Annotated in this window: 16 protein-coding genes; 12 read left to right on the forward strand and 4 right to left on the reverse strand. The window is 35.9% G+C overall.

Translation table 11 applies throughout. The features are described 5' to 3' along the window. The first annotated feature begins 3 nt into the window (after positions 1-3). The 11 genes from rpmF (at position 4) to B6C99_RS05170 (ending at position 12,273) form a co-directional block, all read left to right on the forward strand. A complete protein-coding gene (gene rpmF / locus B6C99_RS05120; RefSeq protein ID WP_025316508.1) occupies positions 4-171 on the forward strand; it encodes a 50S ribosomal protein L32 in 168 nt (55 codons plus the stop codon). Between the two features lie 33 nt (positions 172-204). Beyond that, positions 205-1,251 (forward strand): phosphate acyltransferase PlsX, encoded by a 1,047-nt coding sequence (gene plsX, locus B6C99_RS05125; RefSeq protein WP_086358849.1) that lies wholly within the window; start codon positions 205-207, stop codon positions 1,249-1,251. 4 nt (positions 1,252-1,255) lie between these two features. Beyond that, positions 1,256-2,209, forward strand: coding sequence for a beta-ketoacyl-ACP synthase III (locus B6C99_RS05130; RefSeq protein WP_086358850.1), 954 nt, complete (start codon positions 1,256-1,258; stop codon positions 2,207-2,209). 36 nt (positions 2,210-2,245) lie between these two features. Then, the gene (gene fabD, locus B6C99_RS05135; protein ID WP_086358851.1) at positions 2,246-3,181 is read left to right on the forward strand and encodes an ACP S-malonyltransferase; all 936 of its coding nucleotides are present in this window, start codon (positions 2,246-2,248) and stop codon (positions 3,179-3,181) included. An 18-nt stretch (positions 3,182-3,199) separates the two neighbouring features. Continuing rightward, complete coding sequence (fabG, locus tag B6C99_RS05140; protein ID WP_086358852.1) at positions 3,200-3,934, forward strand: 3-oxoacyl-ACP reductase FabG; 735 nt, start codon at positions 3,200-3,202, stop codon at positions 3,932-3,934. Positions 3,935-4,083: 149 nt separating this feature from the next. Continuing rightward, positions 4,084-4,317, forward strand: a complete 234-nt coding sequence (gene acpP, locus B6C99_RS05145; RefSeq protein ID WP_025316503.1) for an acyl carrier protein — start codon at positions 4,084-4,086, stop codon at positions 4,315-4,317. A 158-nt stretch (positions 4,318-4,475) separates the two neighbouring features. Continuing rightward, on the forward strand, positions 4,476-5,720 hold the full coding sequence (gene fabF / locus B6C99_RS05150) for a beta-ketoacyl-ACP synthase II (protein ID WP_086358853.1): 1,245 nt from the start codon (positions 4,476-4,478) through the stop codon (positions 5,718-5,720). Positions 5,721-5,952: 232 nt separating this feature from the next. Next, positions 5,953-7,044, forward strand: a complete 1,092-nt coding sequence (locus B6C99_RS05155) for a glycerol dehydrogenase (protein WP_086358854.1) — start codon at positions 5,953-5,955, stop codon at positions 7,042-7,044. A gap of 166 nt (positions 7,045-7,210) precedes the next feature. Continuing rightward, positions 7,211-10,690, forward strand: a complete 3,480-nt coding sequence (gene dnaE / locus B6C99_RS05160; RefSeq protein WP_086358855.1) for a DNA polymerase III subunit alpha — start codon at positions 7,211-7,213, stop codon at positions 10,688-10,690. Positions 10,691-10,930: 240 nt separating this feature from the next. Then, positions 10,931-11,890, forward strand: a complete 960-nt coding sequence (accA, locus tag B6C99_RS05165) for an acetyl-CoA carboxylase carboxyl transferase subunit alpha (protein ID WP_065614597.1) — start codon at positions 10,931-10,933, stop codon at positions 11,888-11,890. A 14-nt stretch (positions 11,891-11,904) separates the two neighbouring features. Further along, entirely contained in the window at positions 11,905-12,273 is a 369-nt protein-coding gene (locus B6C99_RS05170; protein ID WP_086358856.1) for a diacylglycerol kinase, read from the forward strand. 80 nt (positions 12,274-12,353) lie between these two features. Here B6C99_RS05170 and B6C99_RS05175 read toward each other — a convergent pair whose 3' ends face one another. From B6C99_RS05175 to metK, 4 genes are all read right to left on the reverse strand, one after another. After that, positions 12,354-13,196, reverse strand: a complete 843-nt coding sequence (locus B6C99_RS05175; protein ID WP_086358857.1) for a 23S rRNA (adenine(2030)-N(6))-methyltransferase RlmJ — start codon at positions 13,194-13,196, stop codon at positions 12,354-12,356. Beyond that, complete coding sequence (locus tag B6C99_RS05180; RefSeq protein ID WP_086358858.1) at positions 13,190-13,564, reverse strand: hypothetical protein; 375 nt, start codon at positions 13,562-13,564, stop codon at positions 13,190-13,192. The genes B6C99_RS05175 and B6C99_RS05180 overlap by 7 nt, the downstream gene beginning before the upstream one ends. A 257-nt stretch (positions 13,565-13,821) precedes the next feature. Next, positions 13,822-14,325, reverse strand: coding sequence for a SprT family zinc-dependent metalloprotease (locus B6C99_RS05185; protein ID WP_086358859.1), 504 nt, complete (start codon positions 14,323-14,325; stop codon positions 13,822-13,824). After that, positions 14,309-15,460: a methionine adenosyltransferase gene (gene metK, locus B6C99_RS05190; RefSeq protein ID WP_086358860.1), complete on the reverse strand. Its 1,152-nt coding sequence runs from the start codon at positions 15,458-15,460 to the stop codon at positions 14,309-14,311. The genes B6C99_RS05185 and metK overlap by 17 nt, the downstream gene beginning before the upstream one ends. Before the next feature lie 210 nt (positions 15,461-15,670). On the opposite strand from metK, the gene murI reads away from it, so the two are divergent. Next, positions 15,671-16,498, forward strand: a complete 828-nt coding sequence (murI, locus tag B6C99_RS05195) for a glutamate racemase (RefSeq protein WP_086358861.1) — start codon at positions 15,671-15,673, stop codon at positions 16,496-16,498. The last annotated feature ends 434 nt before the right edge of the window (positions 16,499-16,932 follow it).

The raw sequence follows: 16,932 nt of genomic DNA on the forward strand, positions 1-16,932 counted from the left end.
TCCATGGCTGTTCAACAGAATCGTAAAACTCGTGCAAAACGTGGTATGCGTCGTTCTCATGATGCATTAACTGTTGCTAATATCTCAGTTGATGAATCAGGTAAAACTCATTTACGTCATCACGTAACCGCTGATGGTTATTATCGCGGCCGAAAAGTGATTTCTAAATAATTAATTAGTAATTAGAAATCTTCAGGTGACATTTTGGATAATCTAACCATTGCGTTAGATGCTATGAGCGGGGACTTTGGTCCTCGTATTGTTGTTCCTGCTGCAATTCAAGCATTACATCATTATCCTAATCTTTCTATCTTTCTTGTTGGTGACACAAAGGAAGTTAGATTTTTTTTATCTAAAGAAAATACCAAGCTAGTTACCCAGTACCAAGAAACTGGTCGCTTGATGGTAACAGAATCAACATCTATCATTACTAATGATATGAAACCTTCTTATGCGATTAGGCATAGTCAAGGCTCCTCAATGAGAATTGCATTAGAGTTAGTAAAAAGCAATAAAGCTCAGGCTTGTGTCAGTGCTGGTAATACCGGTGCGCTGATGGGACTTTCTAAGTTATTATTGCATTCATTAACTGGCATCGATCGACCGGCGTTAGTTGCAACTATTCCTGCTTTGAATAATCAAAACACAGTCGTGCTTGATTTAGGGGCTAATGCAGAATGCGATAGTGATATGTTAGTGCAATTTGCCATAATGGGCGAAATTTTAGCAAAGTCAGTGCTGCACATTGAAAATCCGCGGGTTGCCTTGCTTAATATTGGTGAAGAAGATATTAAGGGATTAGATAAAATTCGTGCTGCTGCGTCTATTTTGAAAGCCAATGATCAAATTAATTATATCGGTTATTTAGAAGGTAACGAGTTGTTAACTGGTAAAACCGATGTGCTTGTTTGTGATGGTTTTGTGGGTAATGTGACGTTAAAAACCGTAGAAGGACTAATCAAAATTTTTATGTCATCATTCAAAATGCTGTTAGGGCATAATTCATTAATTATGAAATTGTTGAGTAAGTGGCTGCAACGAAAAATAGTAAAAAATTTTGGTTATTTAGACCCTGGACGATATAATGGGGCTTGTTTACTTGGACTTCAAAGTATTGTGATTAAAAGTCACGGTAGTGCCAATCAAAAATCTTTTTTTGCAGCAATTGAACAAGCTATTTTAGCTATCGAAACCAATATACCTGAGAAGATTGCCAACAGTCTTTCTTCCGCACTACCTAAGAGCGAATAATTAGATGTATACAAAGATATTAGGAACAGGAAGTTACCTTCCAAAACAAATAAGAACCAATGCCGATCTTGAAAAGATGGTGGATACTAGTGACGAGTGGATAACAACTCGTACTGGTATTAAAGAGAGACGTATTGCCGCACCCGATGAAACCGTTACGAGTATGGCTTATGAAGCAGCGATTAACGCGATTGAAATGGCTGATATTGATAAACAAGAAATTGGTTTAATTATTGTTGCAACAGCCACATCGGTTAATGCTTTTCCTAGTTCAGCTACTGAATTACAAGCTAAATTGGAACTGGGAGATGTAATTGCATTTGATGTATCGGCAGCTTGTTCAGGATTTATCTATGCGCTAGATATTGCTGATAAATATGTAAAAAGTGGCGCAATTAAATATGCCTTAGTTGTTGGCTCCGATATGTTAACTCGTGGTGTTGATCCAAATGATCGCGGCACAATTATTATTTTTGGTGATGGTGCGGGCGCGGTTGTGGTCGGTGCTTCTCAAGAACCTGGGATTATTGCTTCTCATCTTCATGCAAATGGTCGTTATGGTGAATTGTTAAAATATCCCTATGTCGATCGTCGTTCACTAAATGATCCTGTCTATATGACAATGCATGGTAATGAAGTATTCAAAATTGCGGTCAAAGAACTTTCAAATTTAGTCGATGAACTTTTGAACGAAAATGCCTTTAAAAAATCAGATTTAGATTGGTTAGTTCCTCATCAAGCTAATTTACGTATTATTTCAGCAACGGCTAAACGCCTTGATATGGATATGAGTAAGGTTATTGTGACGCTTGATAAACAAGGCAATACTTCTGCCGCTTCCGTGCCTTGTGCTTTAGATACTGGGGTACGAGATGGCCGTATTAAGCGAGGGCAATTAATTTTATTAGAAGCTTTCGGTGGTGGTTTTGTTTGGGGCTCGGCACTCGTTAAATTTTAATTTATAACTTATTTTAGGTAATCAAGGATTTCAAAAATGACCAAATTTGCAATGGTATTCCCAGGACAAGGCTCACAAGCTGTAGGTATGTTAAAAGATCTTGCGGAAAACTATCCAGTTGTTAAGTCAACTTTTGATGAAGCGTCACAAGTGTTAGGTTATGATTTATGGGCTTTAGTGCAAGAAGGGCCAGCTGAAGAACTCAATAAAACTTGGCAAACTCAACCTGCATTACTTGCTTCATCGGTAGCTATTTACCGTGTTTGGCAAAGTATAAATGGTGCTCAACCTGAATTTATGGCTGGTCACAGTTTAGGAGAATACTCAGCATTGGTATGTGCCGGCGTAATTGATTTTAAAGATGCCATTAAATTAGTTGAATTACGTGGAAAACTAATGCAAGAAGCGGTGCCAAGTGGTACTGGCGCGATGTTTGCTATTATTGGTTTAGATAACGATTCAATTCAAAAAGCATGTGAACAAGCGGCTCAAGGTCAAGTTGTTGCACCAGTTAATTTCAATTCACCAGGCCAAGTTGTTATTGCCGGTAATAAAGACGCTGTTGAACGCGCAGGTGCGCTTTGTAAAGAGGCTGGAGCTAAACGCGCATTACCGCTTGCAGTTAGTGTACCTTCTCATTGTGCTTTAATGAAACCTGCTGCTGATAAATTAGCGATAACTTTAAATGATATTACATTTAATACTCCTAAATTTGCGGTAATTAATAATGTCGATGTTAAAGTTGAAACATCAGCAGAAAAAATTAAAGCCGCATTAATAGCTCAGCTATATAGTCCTGTTCGTTGGACTGAAAGTGTTGAAGAAATGGCAAAACAAGGAGTGACACTGTTAATGGAAATGGGACCTGGTAAAGTATTAACTGGTTTAACTAAACGAATTGTTGATTCATTATCAGCATGCGCTGTTAATGATAAAGCGTCATTAGATGTTGCAATAGAAAATACTAAATAAATGATAAAAGGGGTAGTTATGAACCTATCAGGAAAAATTGCTTTAGTCACAGGTGCTAGCCGTGGAATTGGTAAAGCAATTGCAGAAAAATTAGTTGCTTGTGGTGCTACCGTAATTGGAACTGCAACAACAGAAAAAGGTGCACAAGCTATAAGTGATTATTTAGGCTCTAACGGTAAAGGTTTAGCGCTAAATGTGACCGACGAAGCATCGATTGAATCAACCATTAATGCCATTAAAACGGAATTTGGCGATATCGATATTCTAGTTAATAATGCCGGTATTACCCGTGATAATTTATTAATGCGAATGAAAGAAGATGAATGGCAAGATATTTTAGATACTAATTTAACATCGGTATTTCGTTTATCAAAAGCATTAATGCGTACTATGATGAAAAAACGTTATGGTAGAATCATTACTATAGGATCTGTTGTTGGGACTATGGGCAATGCTGGCCAAGCTAACTATGCGGCGGCAAAAGCAGGATTGATTGGATTTAGTAAATCACTAGCACGTGAAGTTGCATCTCGAGGTATTACGGTAAATGTAGTCGCCCCAGGGTTCATTGCAACTGACATGACAGAAGCATTAACTGATGAACAAAAAGCGTTAACATTAGCACAAGTACCAGCAGGGCGTTTAGGCGAACCAGCTGAAATTGCTAATGCAGTTGCGTTCTTTGCTTCTGATGAGGCATCTTACATCACTGGTGAAACTTTGCATGTCAATGGTGGCATGTATATGGTGTAATTCATCAGAATAGTGTAAAATGAACCAATAATTTACTTTTTGAACAAAAATTAAGCAATTGGGTTGAAAAATGATTGGCATCTTTTTCAACATTTTATAAACTTACATTCACCGCCACTTTCGGCGATATTTATAGGAAAAAAAAGAGTATGAGCACTATTGAAGAGCGAGTTAAGAAAATTATTGTTGAGCAACTTGGTGTGAAAGAGGACGAAGTTAAAAATGAATCTTCTTTCGTTGAAGATCTTGGCGCTGACTCTCTTGATACAGTTGAATTAGTTATGGCTTTAGAAGAAGAATTTGATACTGAAATTCCTGATGAAGAAGCTGAAAAAATTACAACTGTACAATCAGCAATTGATTACATTACTGCAAATCAATAAGGTTGGCAGAGTTTTCATAATAGGCGGTCAAATGATCGCCTAGTTTGTATTTATGTCACTATTTTTCAAAAAAGAATTTGGCATAAGTTAATTCTGAAAACTGATAATAAAAATTTCAATGATTCAAATTTCATTTCAATCCTTTTCTGGAGGACAATGTGTCTAAATGCAGAGTTGTTGTTACTGGAATGGGCATGATATCTCCAGTAGGTAATACAGTTGATTCTACTTGGCAAGCTTTATTAGCAGGTCAAAGTGGAGTAGAACTTATAGAACACTTTGATACAGCCCCTTTTGCAACGCGCTTCGCCGCGATGGTTAAAGACTTTAATGGCGAAGATTATAATATTTCACGTAAAGATGCACGTAAAATGGATTATTTTATCCAATATGGTATTGCTGCAGGTATGCAGGCAATGCAAGACGCGGGCATTGAAATTACAGAAGAAAATGCTGAGCGCATCGGTTGTGCTATCGGTTCAGGTATTGGTGGACTAGGATTAATTGAAGAAAATCATAGTGCATTAGTTAATGGTGGACCACGTAAAATTAGTCCTTTTTTTGTACCTTCAACTATAGTTAATATGATTGCAGGTCATTTATCCATCATTTATGGATTAAAAGGTCCAAGTATTACTATTGCTACTGCTTGCTCTTCTGGTGTACATAACATTGGCCATGCAGCTCGTATGATTGCTTATGGTGATGCTGATGCGATGTTAGCTGGAGGTGGTGAAAAAGCGAGTACTCCTCTTGGTATAGGCGGTTTTGGTGCCGCTAGAGCATTATCAACGAATAATGATAATCCAAAAGCTGCAAGTCGCCCATGGGATAAAGACCGTGATGGTTTTGTGCTTGGTGATGGGGCTGGTATCATGTTCCTAGAAGAATATGAACATGCTAAAAAGCGTGGTGCTAAAATTTATGCTGAAGTAGTTGGCTTTGGTATGAGTGGTGATGCTTATCATATGACTTCACCTCCAGCTGACGGTAGCGGAGCTGCATTAGCCATGAAATGTGCAATTCGTGATGCAGGTATAACACCTGAACAAATTGGTTATATTAATGCTCATGGTACATCAACTCCTGCTGGTGACAAAGCTGAAACTCAGGCAGTTAAAAGTATTTTCCAAGAAAACGCTAATAAAGTAATGGTAAGTTCAACCAAATCTATGATTGGGCATTTACTAGGTGCTGCTGGTGCTGTTGAATCTATTTTTACGGTGCTTGCCTTACGAGATCAGGCTGTTCCACCAACAATTAATCTAGATAATCCTGATGAAGGATGTGATCTTGATTATGTTCCACATACAGCTCGTCAAGTGAAAAACTTAGAATATGCTCTTTGTAATTCATTTGGTTTTGGTGGTACCAACGGTTCAGTTTTATTCAAGAAGATCTAATCACCTTTCTTCCCATCACGGTTTAGTGATGGGAATCATCTAATTTAATCTTTTGACAATACTTTTCAAAATAAAAAATGTGGCATATACCTCATTTTTAAAAATATTTAGTAGCTTATTCATAATAAAAGCGTATGTTTACACGTAACCACATAGATAAAAAATATTTTTCTCAATAATGGTAATAAGATTTATCTATGCAAGATTTTTTTAATTTTTAGGAGTTGTTATTATGATTACTACTGCACTTTTCCCTAATCGTTACATTCAAGGTTTTAATGCCATTGAAAATAGTTTAGGCGAAGAATTAGCAAGGTTAGGTAAAAAAGCGTTATTGTTGGAAAGTCCATCTGCCCACAAAAATTTATCTAAAACTATCGAAAAATCACTATCCGGTAAGATTGAAAGTGTAGTTGATATTTTTAACCGAGAGTGTAGTGACGAAGAGATAACAAGAATTATTGAGTTAGCCAAAGCTCAAAATATTGATGTGATTGTTGGTATCGGTGGAGGTAAGGTTATTGATACCGCAAAAGCGGTTGCCGCGACTATTAATTATCCTTGTGTTGTTGTACCAACACTAGCCTCAACCGATGCGCCTTGTAGTGCTTTATCAGTAATTTATACCTCAACAGGTGAATTTAAACGCTATTTTGTATTACCAAGAAATCCTGATGTCGTTTTAGTTGATTCAAAAGTTATTGCTAATGCACCTGCAAGATTTTTAGTTGCAGGTATGGGGGATGCTTTAGCCACTTGGTTTGAAGCTGAAGATTGTCGACAATCAAAAGCTGGAAACATGACAGGGCGACCAGGCCCAATGACCGCCTTTGCGCTAGCAAAATTTTGTTTTGAAATATTGTTAAAATATGGTGTTCAGGCTAAAAATGCTTGTGAACAAAAAGTAGTAACCTCTGCACTAGAGCATGTGATTGAAGCCAATACACTACTTTCTGGATTAGGATTTGAAAGTGGCGGGCTTTCAGCTGCTCATGCCATTCATAATGGATTTACCGCATTAGAAGCGACACATCAGTATTGGCATGGTGAAAAAGTGGCGTTTGGTACCCTAGCTATGTTAATGTTAATTGATAGTGATCCACAAATGATCGAAACTGTTTATCATTTTTGTCAGTCCGTAGGGTTGCCAACTACGCTAGCAGAAATTGGCTTAGCTAATGTTAGCGATGATGATTTGATGCAAGTGGCAACTTTAGCTTGTGCGCAAGGTGAGTCAATTCATAATTCTCCAGCTGAAGTTTCTCCAGAAACAGTATTCGCAGCAATAAAAGCAGCTAATGCTGAAGGTTTACGACGCAAATAATTTTAGCACTTATCCAGATAAATTTGCTTAACTTCTGTTATTTTTTTAACGGAAGTTTTACTAATTGCTTAATTGGCTGATTTTGCGATAAATAAAGACAATAATAATATTCATCTAGTTTATGCTATAATTGTAACTAATTTTTTGTGTAATAATTTTGGTAAATATGACTGAACCTAAGTTTATTCATCTTCATTTGCATAGCGATTTTTCAATGGTTGACGGCATTGCTAAAGTGGGCGCTTTAGTCAATGAAATAAGCAAATTGCAAATGCCTGCTTTTGCGATTACTGATTTTACCAATCTTTGCGGACTAGTTAAGTTCTATGGTTCTGCCATGGGAAAAGGCATAAAACCCATTATTGGTGCTGACTTAGCAGTTAAAAGTTCACAATTAAATGATGATATTTATCGATTAACTATATTAGCGGCTAATAATACCGGCTATCAAAATCTTACAATGCTAATTTCAAAAGCTTATCAGCGAGGTTATATCGGTGATATGCCAGTTGTTGATCAAGAATGGTTAACTCTGCATCGAGAAGGATTAATCATATTAGCTGGTCGGGAAAGTGATATTGGTATTGGTGTTATTCGTGATAATCAAGCGATTATTGATGAGGCCGTCAATTATTATTTAGATCATTTTGATCAACATTTTTATTTTGAATTAGTTCGTACCAATCGCGTTAATGAAGAGTTATTTATTTATAGTGCTATTAAATTAGCTGAACAATATTCCTTACCCGTTGTGGCAACTAATGATGTTCGTTTCTTGACTCCTTCTGATTTTGAAGCGCATGAAATTCGCGTCGCGATTCATGACGGTAATACACTTGACGATCCAAATAGACCGAAAAATTACTCATCTGAGCAATATTTGCGCTCAGAACAAGAGATGTGTAAATTATTTTCCGACATTCCTGAAGCATTGGAAAATAGTGTTGAAATAGCCAAACGATGTAATGTAACTATTCGCCTCGGTGAATATTTTTTACCTCAATTTCCTACCGGTGATATGTCGACCGAAGAATTTTTGGTACATAAATCGCGTCAGGGTCTAGAAGAACGATTAGCGTTTCTTTTTCCTGATCCGGAAGAACGAAAACAAAAACGTTCACAATATGATGAGCGATTAGAAACAGAATTAAACGTAATAAATCAGATGGGGTTTCCGGGTTACTTTTTGATCGTAATGGAATTTATTCAATGGTCGAAAGATAACGATATTCCCGTTGGCCCTGGACGTGGTTCAGGGGCAGGATCACTGGTTGCGTATGCTTTAAAAATAACTGATTTAGATCCATTAGCATTTGATTTACTGTTTGAACGTTTTTTGAATCCAGAACGGGTTTCTATGCCGGATTTTGATGTCGACTTTTGTATGGAAAAGCGTGATATGGTTATTGATCACGTTGCTGATATGTATGGTCGGGATGCGGTATCTCAAATTATTACCTTTGGTACTATGGCTGCTAAAGCGGTTATTCGTGATGTAGGGCGAGTACTTGGCCATCCTTATGGATTTGTTGATCGTATATCAAAATTAATTCCTCTTGATCCTGGTATGACCTTAGCTAAAGCATTTGAAGCTGAACCACAATTGCAAGAGCTTTATGATAATAATGAAGAGGTTAAATCGCTTATTGATATCGCCAGACAGTTGGAAGGGGTAACTCGCAATGCCGGTAAACATGCTGGTGGCGTAGTAATATCCCCGACGAAGATCACTGATTTTTCTCCTATTTATTGTGATTCTGAGGGGCATCATCCTGTAACTCAATTTGATAAAAATGATGTTGAATATGCAGGACTGGTTAAATTTGACTTCTTAGGATTACGCACCTTAACCATTATTGACTGGGCGATTAAAATGATTAATGAGCGTCAGTTAAGGGATGGTAAGCCAACAGTTGATATTACGCGTATTCCATTAGATGATGAAGAATCTTTCCAATTATTATTAAAGGCTGAAACTACAGCGGTTTTTCAATTGGAATCGCGTGGTATGAAAGATTTGATCAGGCGATTAAAGCCCGACTGTTTTGAAGATATGATCGCTTTAGTTGCTTTATTTCGACCGGGGCCGTTACAGTCAGGGATGGTGGATAATTTTATTGACCGTAAGCATGGACGAGAAGAAGTATCTTATCCAGATATCAATCACCAACACGAATCTCTTAAACCAATATTAGAACCAACTTATGGCATAATTTTATATCAAGAACAAGTTATGCAAATTGCCCAAACACTATCTGGTTATACGCTAGGTGGCGCAGACTTGTTACGACGAGCGATGGGTAAGAAAAAACCAGAAGAGATGGCTAAGCAGCGTTCTGTTTTTAAAGAAGGTGCGGAAAGGCAAGGCGTTGATGGTGAACTTTCAATGCATATTTTTGATCTGGTTGAAAAATTTGCTGGTTATGGCTTTAATAAATCTCACTCTGCTGCTTATGCACTTGTTTCCTATCAGACTTTATGGTTAAAGACACATTATCCGGCTGAATTTATGGCTGCAGTAATGACTGCTGATATGGACAATACTGATAAAATTGTTGGTTTAGTTGACGAATGTCTACGAATGGGGTTGCAAGTTAATCCTCCTGATATTAATAGTGGTCTTTACCATTTTCATGTGAATGATAAAGGTGAAATTGTTTACGGTATTGGTGCTATAAAGGGAGTAGGGGAAGGCCCAATAGAAGCTATTGTTGAAGCTCGTAATAGCGGTGGTTATTTTAAAAATATCTTCGAGCTTTGTGCTCGAACGGATATGAAAAAAATTAATCGTCGGGTGTTAGAGAAATTAACTATGGCAGGTGCTTTTGATAAATTAGGACCACATAGAGCGGCTATTTTACATAGTATCAATGATGCAATGCAAGCGGCAGATCAATACGCTAAAGCGAAGAATATTGGTCAAGAAGATATGTTTGGTGTCCTTGCTGAAGAGCCAGAACAAGTTGAGCACGCATATGCTGCTGTACCTGAATTACCGGCACAAGTTTTACTTGATGGTGAACGTGAAGCATTAGGACTTTATTTAACCGGCCATCCGGTTACCCAATATTTAAAAGAACTCAATCGATATTCAGGGGGCCTTCGTATTAGTGAGGCAGCTCCTACTGGATGGGGCAAAATGGCTACTTTTGCTGGTATTGTTGTTGATGCCAGAGTTCGAATTACCAAAAAAGGTAATAAAATTGGATTATTCACTTTAGATGATAGGTCAGGGCGAATTGATGGCATGCTTTTTTCTGAAGCATTAGATAAATTTGGTCATTTACTGGTAAAAGATAAAATTCTAATTGTTTCAGGGCAAGTAAGTCATGATGATTTCAATGGTGGGTTTAAATTATCTGTTCGTGATATTGTTGATTTAAAAGATGCTCGGGCTAAATATGTTAAAGGGTTAGCTATTACATTAACTGATATTGAGGTTAATCGGGCAATCTTACAACGACTACAGCAAATTATAGAGCCTTATCGACACGGTAGTGTTCCAATTAATTTATATTATCAAAGAGAAGACTCTATCGTACGCCTACAATTTGGTACCACTTGGCGTATAGTACCTGAAGATGCACTAATAATAGAACTAAAAACCTTATTAGGTAACGAGCGTGTAAATTTTGAATTTGATTAATTAAGTTATATTAATCGAATAAGTAATAAAAAATCTGGTCTATTTAGAAATAAAGATTTAAATAAACATTAAAGGTGCTATTTAACCTGTTTAAGTGTATTAATAATAAATATTGATGACTTCAATGACAATTACATAGTAAAATTGATTTAATTTTATTTTAATAAATAGTCTGTATACTAAATTTAGTAACGTATTTTTTATAAAATACAAATAATACAAGAGGCAATCACAAGCGTTATGAACAATTTTTTGGAATTTGAAAAGCCGATAGCGGAATTAGAAGCAAAAATTAATTCCTTAAAGAATATTGATTCGCAACAAGTTGAATTAGATATTAATTTAGATAAAGAAATTAAGCAATTAAATCAGAAAAGTCGTGAATTGACTAAAAAAATATTTTCTAATCTATCACCTTGGGATGTGGCTCAGTTAGCTAGGCACCCTAATCGCCCGTATACATTAGACTACATTAATGAAATTTTTACCGATTTTGACGAGTTGGCTGGTGATCGAGCTTATGCGGATGATAAAGCAATTGTTGGTGGCATAGCGCGCATAGATGACCGCCCCGTTATGGTTATTGGGCACCAAAAAGGCCGTGAAACCAAACAGAAAATCTATCGTAACTTTGGTATGCCTGCGCCAGAAGGTTACCGTAAAGCATTGAGATTAATGCAAATGGCTGAGCGATTTAAGTTACCAATTATTACATTTATTGATACACCAGGAGCCTATCCTGGAATTGGTGCAGAGGAAAGAGGACAAGCTGAGGCAATTGCCCGTAACCTACGTGAAATGTCACGATTAAATGTACCAACAATTTGTACTGTCATTGGTGAAGGAGGATCAGGTGGCGCACTTGCAATTGGTGTCGCAGATAAAGTCAATATGCTACAGTATAGTACTTACTCAGTTATTTCTCCTGAAGGTTGTGCGTCTATTCTTTGGAAAAGTGCAGATAAAGCACCTGTGGCGGCTGAGGCAATGAATATGACAGCAGATAAATTGATAAAACTAAAACTTATTGATGCTGTTATACCCGAACCTCTAGGTGGTGCACATCGTGATTATACGGCGGTTGCCGCTTCACTTAAAAAGCAATTATTATCTGATCTCGATGAATTGGAAAGTTTGGAATTATCAGTACTACTTGAAAGACGTTTCCAGCGTCTTATGAATTATGGTTATGTACGCTAAAATGGAATGTAAAAATGGATAAGCCTAAGGGATTAAAACGCATAATTAATGCTACTAAATATTCTTTTAAGGGATTTAAATCAGCAATAAAATACGAAACTGCATTTCGTCAGGAATTGATTTTATTAATTGTTGCTTATATTACAGTTATGCTTATCAATTTCTCAATTTACGAACGAATTTTATTGTTGGGTTCAATTGGTGTTGTAATGATTGTAGAGTTAATCAATAGTGCTATTGAATGCGTGGTGGATCGTATTGGTAGTGAAAGGCATGAATTGTCTGGACGGGCAAAAGATTATGGTTCTGCAGCGGTTTTTCTTTCTCTGTTACTAACTATAATTTTATGGATTTATCTGTTTGCTTGTCACTTCTTTCCTTAATCTAGAGTCTAGATTTTCTAAATTATCGATAAAAAATGCGAGAAATTCTCGCATTTTTTTATTTTTAAAAACAGTTTAAATCATTCAGACACTAACTCTTTGATAAGATAATTCCCTGTTTTTTCTGTATCCAGCGTGTTTTTTAACCACGGCATAATGGTTTGCATTTGTTGTTGTAATTTCCATGGCGGATTAATAACGATCATACCTGAAGCCGTCATACCTTTCTGGTTATTATCTGGTTTGATTGCAAATTCAAATTGAGAAATTTTCTTAATCCCTAAGTTAACAATTTCATCTATCATCTTTTGCGTTTGAGTTCGAGAAACAACCGGATACCAAATTAAATAAATGCCAGTTGCGAAACGTTTATATGCTTCTAATAATGCTTTAGGGATTTTTTGATAATCATCTTTTATTTCATATGAAGGATCAATCAAAACAATGCCTCGACGAGATTCGGGAGGTAGTTTTGATTTTAATTGTGAAAATCCATCTTCTCTTAAAACTCGAGCCCGTTTATCTTTACTGAATTCTTGTCGCAACAATGGATAATCTGTAGGATGAAGCTCAGTGAGATTGATTTTGTCTTGTTCTCTTAGTAATTGTTTAGCTATTAAAGGGGAGCCTAAATAATATTTTAAATTATCGAAAGGATTATAACGTTTTAAAACCGATAAATAGGTGTTTAGTAACTCAGGTGTTTCGGATTGTTGCCAAATTAAATTGATACCAGATAAATATTCCCCTGTTTTTTCAGAATGTTCACTTTGTAGTAAATAACGACCGGCTCCCGAATGAGTATCTAAGTATAAAAATGGTTTTTCTTTTTCTTTTAATGAGTTAATACATAGCGTTAATACAATGTGTTTCAATACATCGGCATGGTTGCCAGCGTGATAGCTATGACGATAGCTTAACATGACTTATTTAACCTCTTTTTTTCATTTTTTTGCATATAAAAAGTAGTTAAAGCTAGACTTAACAGGCAGGGTATTTCCATTAACTCTTCAATTAAATCTTTGCGCTGTGGATCTAACACCAAAAATTGGTAACCTAAACGACGGTGTTCAGCAGTATCGGCGATACCTAAGAATAAAAAGGCGAAAAATAGATGCCAGACCGGAATTGTTTCATATTTATATCGTCGAGTTATTTCTTGACGAATAGTTGGCAAAAATATAGTTAGTAATGGAATTGCCATAATAATACCAGCAATAATTTTATAATAAAAACGAGGAACATCTGGGAAAAAATCTCGTCCCCAACTGATACCTCGACCAAATAGCATAAACCACCAAAATATTGTCCATATCCAAAATTTATACAGGTTTGAATGATTTTTAACACTTTTCGCATAAAAATAGCTATAACCGCACATAAATAATAAAAATAATGACTGGATATGTTCGACTAAACTTACGGTTAGTTTTCCATATAATGGCAGACAAAAGTTACCTACGATATATAAGAAAAAGCTTAACAGTACAATAAATATAGAACTTTTGTAAAAGTGGGTATCAAAATTAGGCATAATTTATTTTAAAATTAACTAAAGTTTTTAAGTTTTAGTATAGTACCGCATTTACGACATTGATAACTAGTTTTATTATTTATAATTTTGTTATGTCGTATTGGTGATAAACAATGCTCTTGGCAGTCACAAAAATATATATATTCGTTGCGTTTAATCTTGAAATTATGGGTCACTTTTGGTTCTTTTTTCATTATTTCAGACATGACATATTGCCATTCTTTGCCATGTGGTTTTACTTTACCAAAATATTGAAAAGTAATGAGATGAGCTAATTCATGAGGCACAACTTCATTAATAAAATCTTTCCTATTCTCATAGAGCATTGTGCTATTAAGTTGTATTTCCCAATGGGTTAATAATGCGCAGCCTGCAATAGTACCTTTTGGTTTGTAACTGATTTTAGGCTCTTTATAATTGGTTGTTAATATTTGATTGGCTTGAATTAAGTGGGTTCTTAAACAAGCCAATACTTGATTTTGGAGATAAATTGGTACTTGTTTATAATCCTGCTGCATCGCGAAGAATAGCTGCCTTATCGGTTTTTTCCCATGGGAAGATATCTCGACCAAAATGACCATAGCTTGCCGTTTTTTGATAAATTGGCTGGATAAGATCAAGCATTTGAATTAATCCATAAGGACGTAAATCAAAAAATTCTTTTATTAACGAGATAATTTTATCGTGAGCAATTTTTTCAGTGCCAAAAGTATTAACATAAATAGAAGTTGGGTGAGCAACACCGATAGCGTAAGAAATTTGTAATTCACATTTATCAGCAAGTCCTGCGGCTACAATATTTTTGGCTACATATCTTGCAGCGTAAGCTGCTGAACGATCTACTTTTGAAGGATCTTTCCCCGAAAATGCTCCACCACCATGTCGTGCGGCACCACCATAAGTATCAACAATAATTTTTCGTCCAGTTAAACCACAATCTCCCATAGGACCACCAATAACAAAACGCCCAGTAGGATTGATAAAATATTTTGTTCTTGAAGTTAACCACTCGCTTGGTAGGGTTGGTTTAATGATCTCTTCCATTACCGCTTCATGCAACGCTTTTTGTTCAATGTCTTCTGAATGTTGGGTCGATAAAACTATAGTATCAACTCCTTGAATTTTTCCATCTTGGTAAATTAATGTGACTTGGCTTTTGGCATCGGGTCTTAACCATGGGAGACTACCATTTTTTCTTACTTCAGCTTGACGATGCATAAGATCATGAGCATAACTAATTGCTGCTGGCATTAAGTTAGGCATTTCATTGGTAGCATATCCAAACATAATACCTTGGTCACCAGCACCTTGCTCCAGTGGATTTTGACGATCAACGCCTTGATTAATATCTGGCGATTGCTTACCAATTGCATTGAGAACTGCGCAAGAATTGGCATCAAAGCCCATTTCAGAACTAGTATAACCAATATCATTAATGGTTTTTCTGGTTAATTCTTCAATGTCAACCCAAGCAGAAGTTGTAATTTCTCCACCAACTAATGCCATACCGGTTTTTACGTAAGTTTCACAAGCAACTCGTGCTTTAGGATCTTGTTCTAAAATAGCATCTAATACAGCATCAGATATTTGATCGGCGATTTTATCAGGGTGACCTTCTGATACAGATTCTGAAGTAAATAGAAATTCTGACATGTTTTACCTTCTTTAACTTATTTAGTGCAATTCTCTAAATATAAAATAATTTTGAAAGATGCTTGTGTTTAGCAGTTTTACCATCTAGACGTCCATTTTAATGATTTATTCTAAAAAAAGCCAGCACTACCGCAAACAAAATTACTTGCATAAAATTTTAATCAAATTAGGATATGGCTCGTTTATTTTTTTAACCTTCATTAACTATATATGAATATTGTAAAACAATCTCCCACAGTATTAGTTTTTGATTCGGGTATTGGTGGATTATCTATTTATAAAGAAATCTATAATAAAATACCGAATATACATTATATTTATGCTTTTGATAATGAAGGATTTCCCTATGGTGATAAATCATCTGAATATTTAATTACTAGAGTTAATCGTATCATTGATACCATTTTACAATCATACTCTATTGATTTAGCGGTGATTGCATGTAATACCGCTAGCACTATTTGTTTACCTAGTTTACGAACAAACTTTTCTTTTCCAATTGTAGGTGTTGTACCTGCAATTAAGCCTGCTAGCAAAGTTACTAAAAATAAATGTATCGGTTTATTGGCAACAAAGGCAACCATACAACGAGCATATACAAATAATTTAATCCAAGAATTTGCGCCAGATTGTAGTGTAAAGTTACTTGGTTTATCAGAATTAGCTCATATCGCTGAAAATAAGCTACAAGGGATTGCTGTTGATATGCAGCAACTTGAAACTTTATTGCAGCCATGGCTTAATTCACCTATTATTCCAGATACTATTGTACTTGGCTGCACCCATTATCCGTTTATTAAAGATGAGTTAAGAATACTTTTTCCTAATACAACTTTTATCGATTCAGGAAACGCGATAGCTACTCGAGTAACTTCATTACTTAATGATCGATTTGATCTGAATAATTTAGAAAAGTCATCTTTAAAAGATAATATTGTCTTAAGTACCCTATGCAACCCAAATATTGGAAAACTGATGAAAAAATTATCAGAATATAATCTTTATAAATATCATTGTATTAGAATTTCTGGTGGTTAAAGCTTACCCGAACGATTAATTAATTTTAGTTTTTAACTTGCGAAAAAAAAAGAAGTGCCTATAATGCGCATCCACTGACACGGCGTCAGCGACAAGCAGACAAAGGTCGTGTTAGTGAGCAAGGTCAAAAATTTTAAAAAAAGATCTTGACGAATAAAAAGGTGTAGCGTAGTATACGCAGCCCTTGAGACAGCAAACTGAAACAAGAAATTGTGAAGTAAATTAAAAGCTGTCAGCTCTTTAAAAAGAAGAAACAGACAATCTGTGTGGGCACTTGCGAGACGAAAAATTAAAAGTCTACGGACTAAAAAAATTAAGTCTTGATAAGTGACACTGAAGATTCATTTGAATTATGTCAGAGACAGTTATTGAGCATCAAACTTTAAATTGAAGAGTTTGATCATGGCTCAGATTGAACGCTGGCGGCAGGCTTA

This window comes from Gilliamella sp. N-G2 (genome assembly GCF_002142215.1).
GTDB lineage: Bacteria > Pseudomonadota > Gammaproteobacteria > Enterobacterales > Orbaceae > Gilliamella.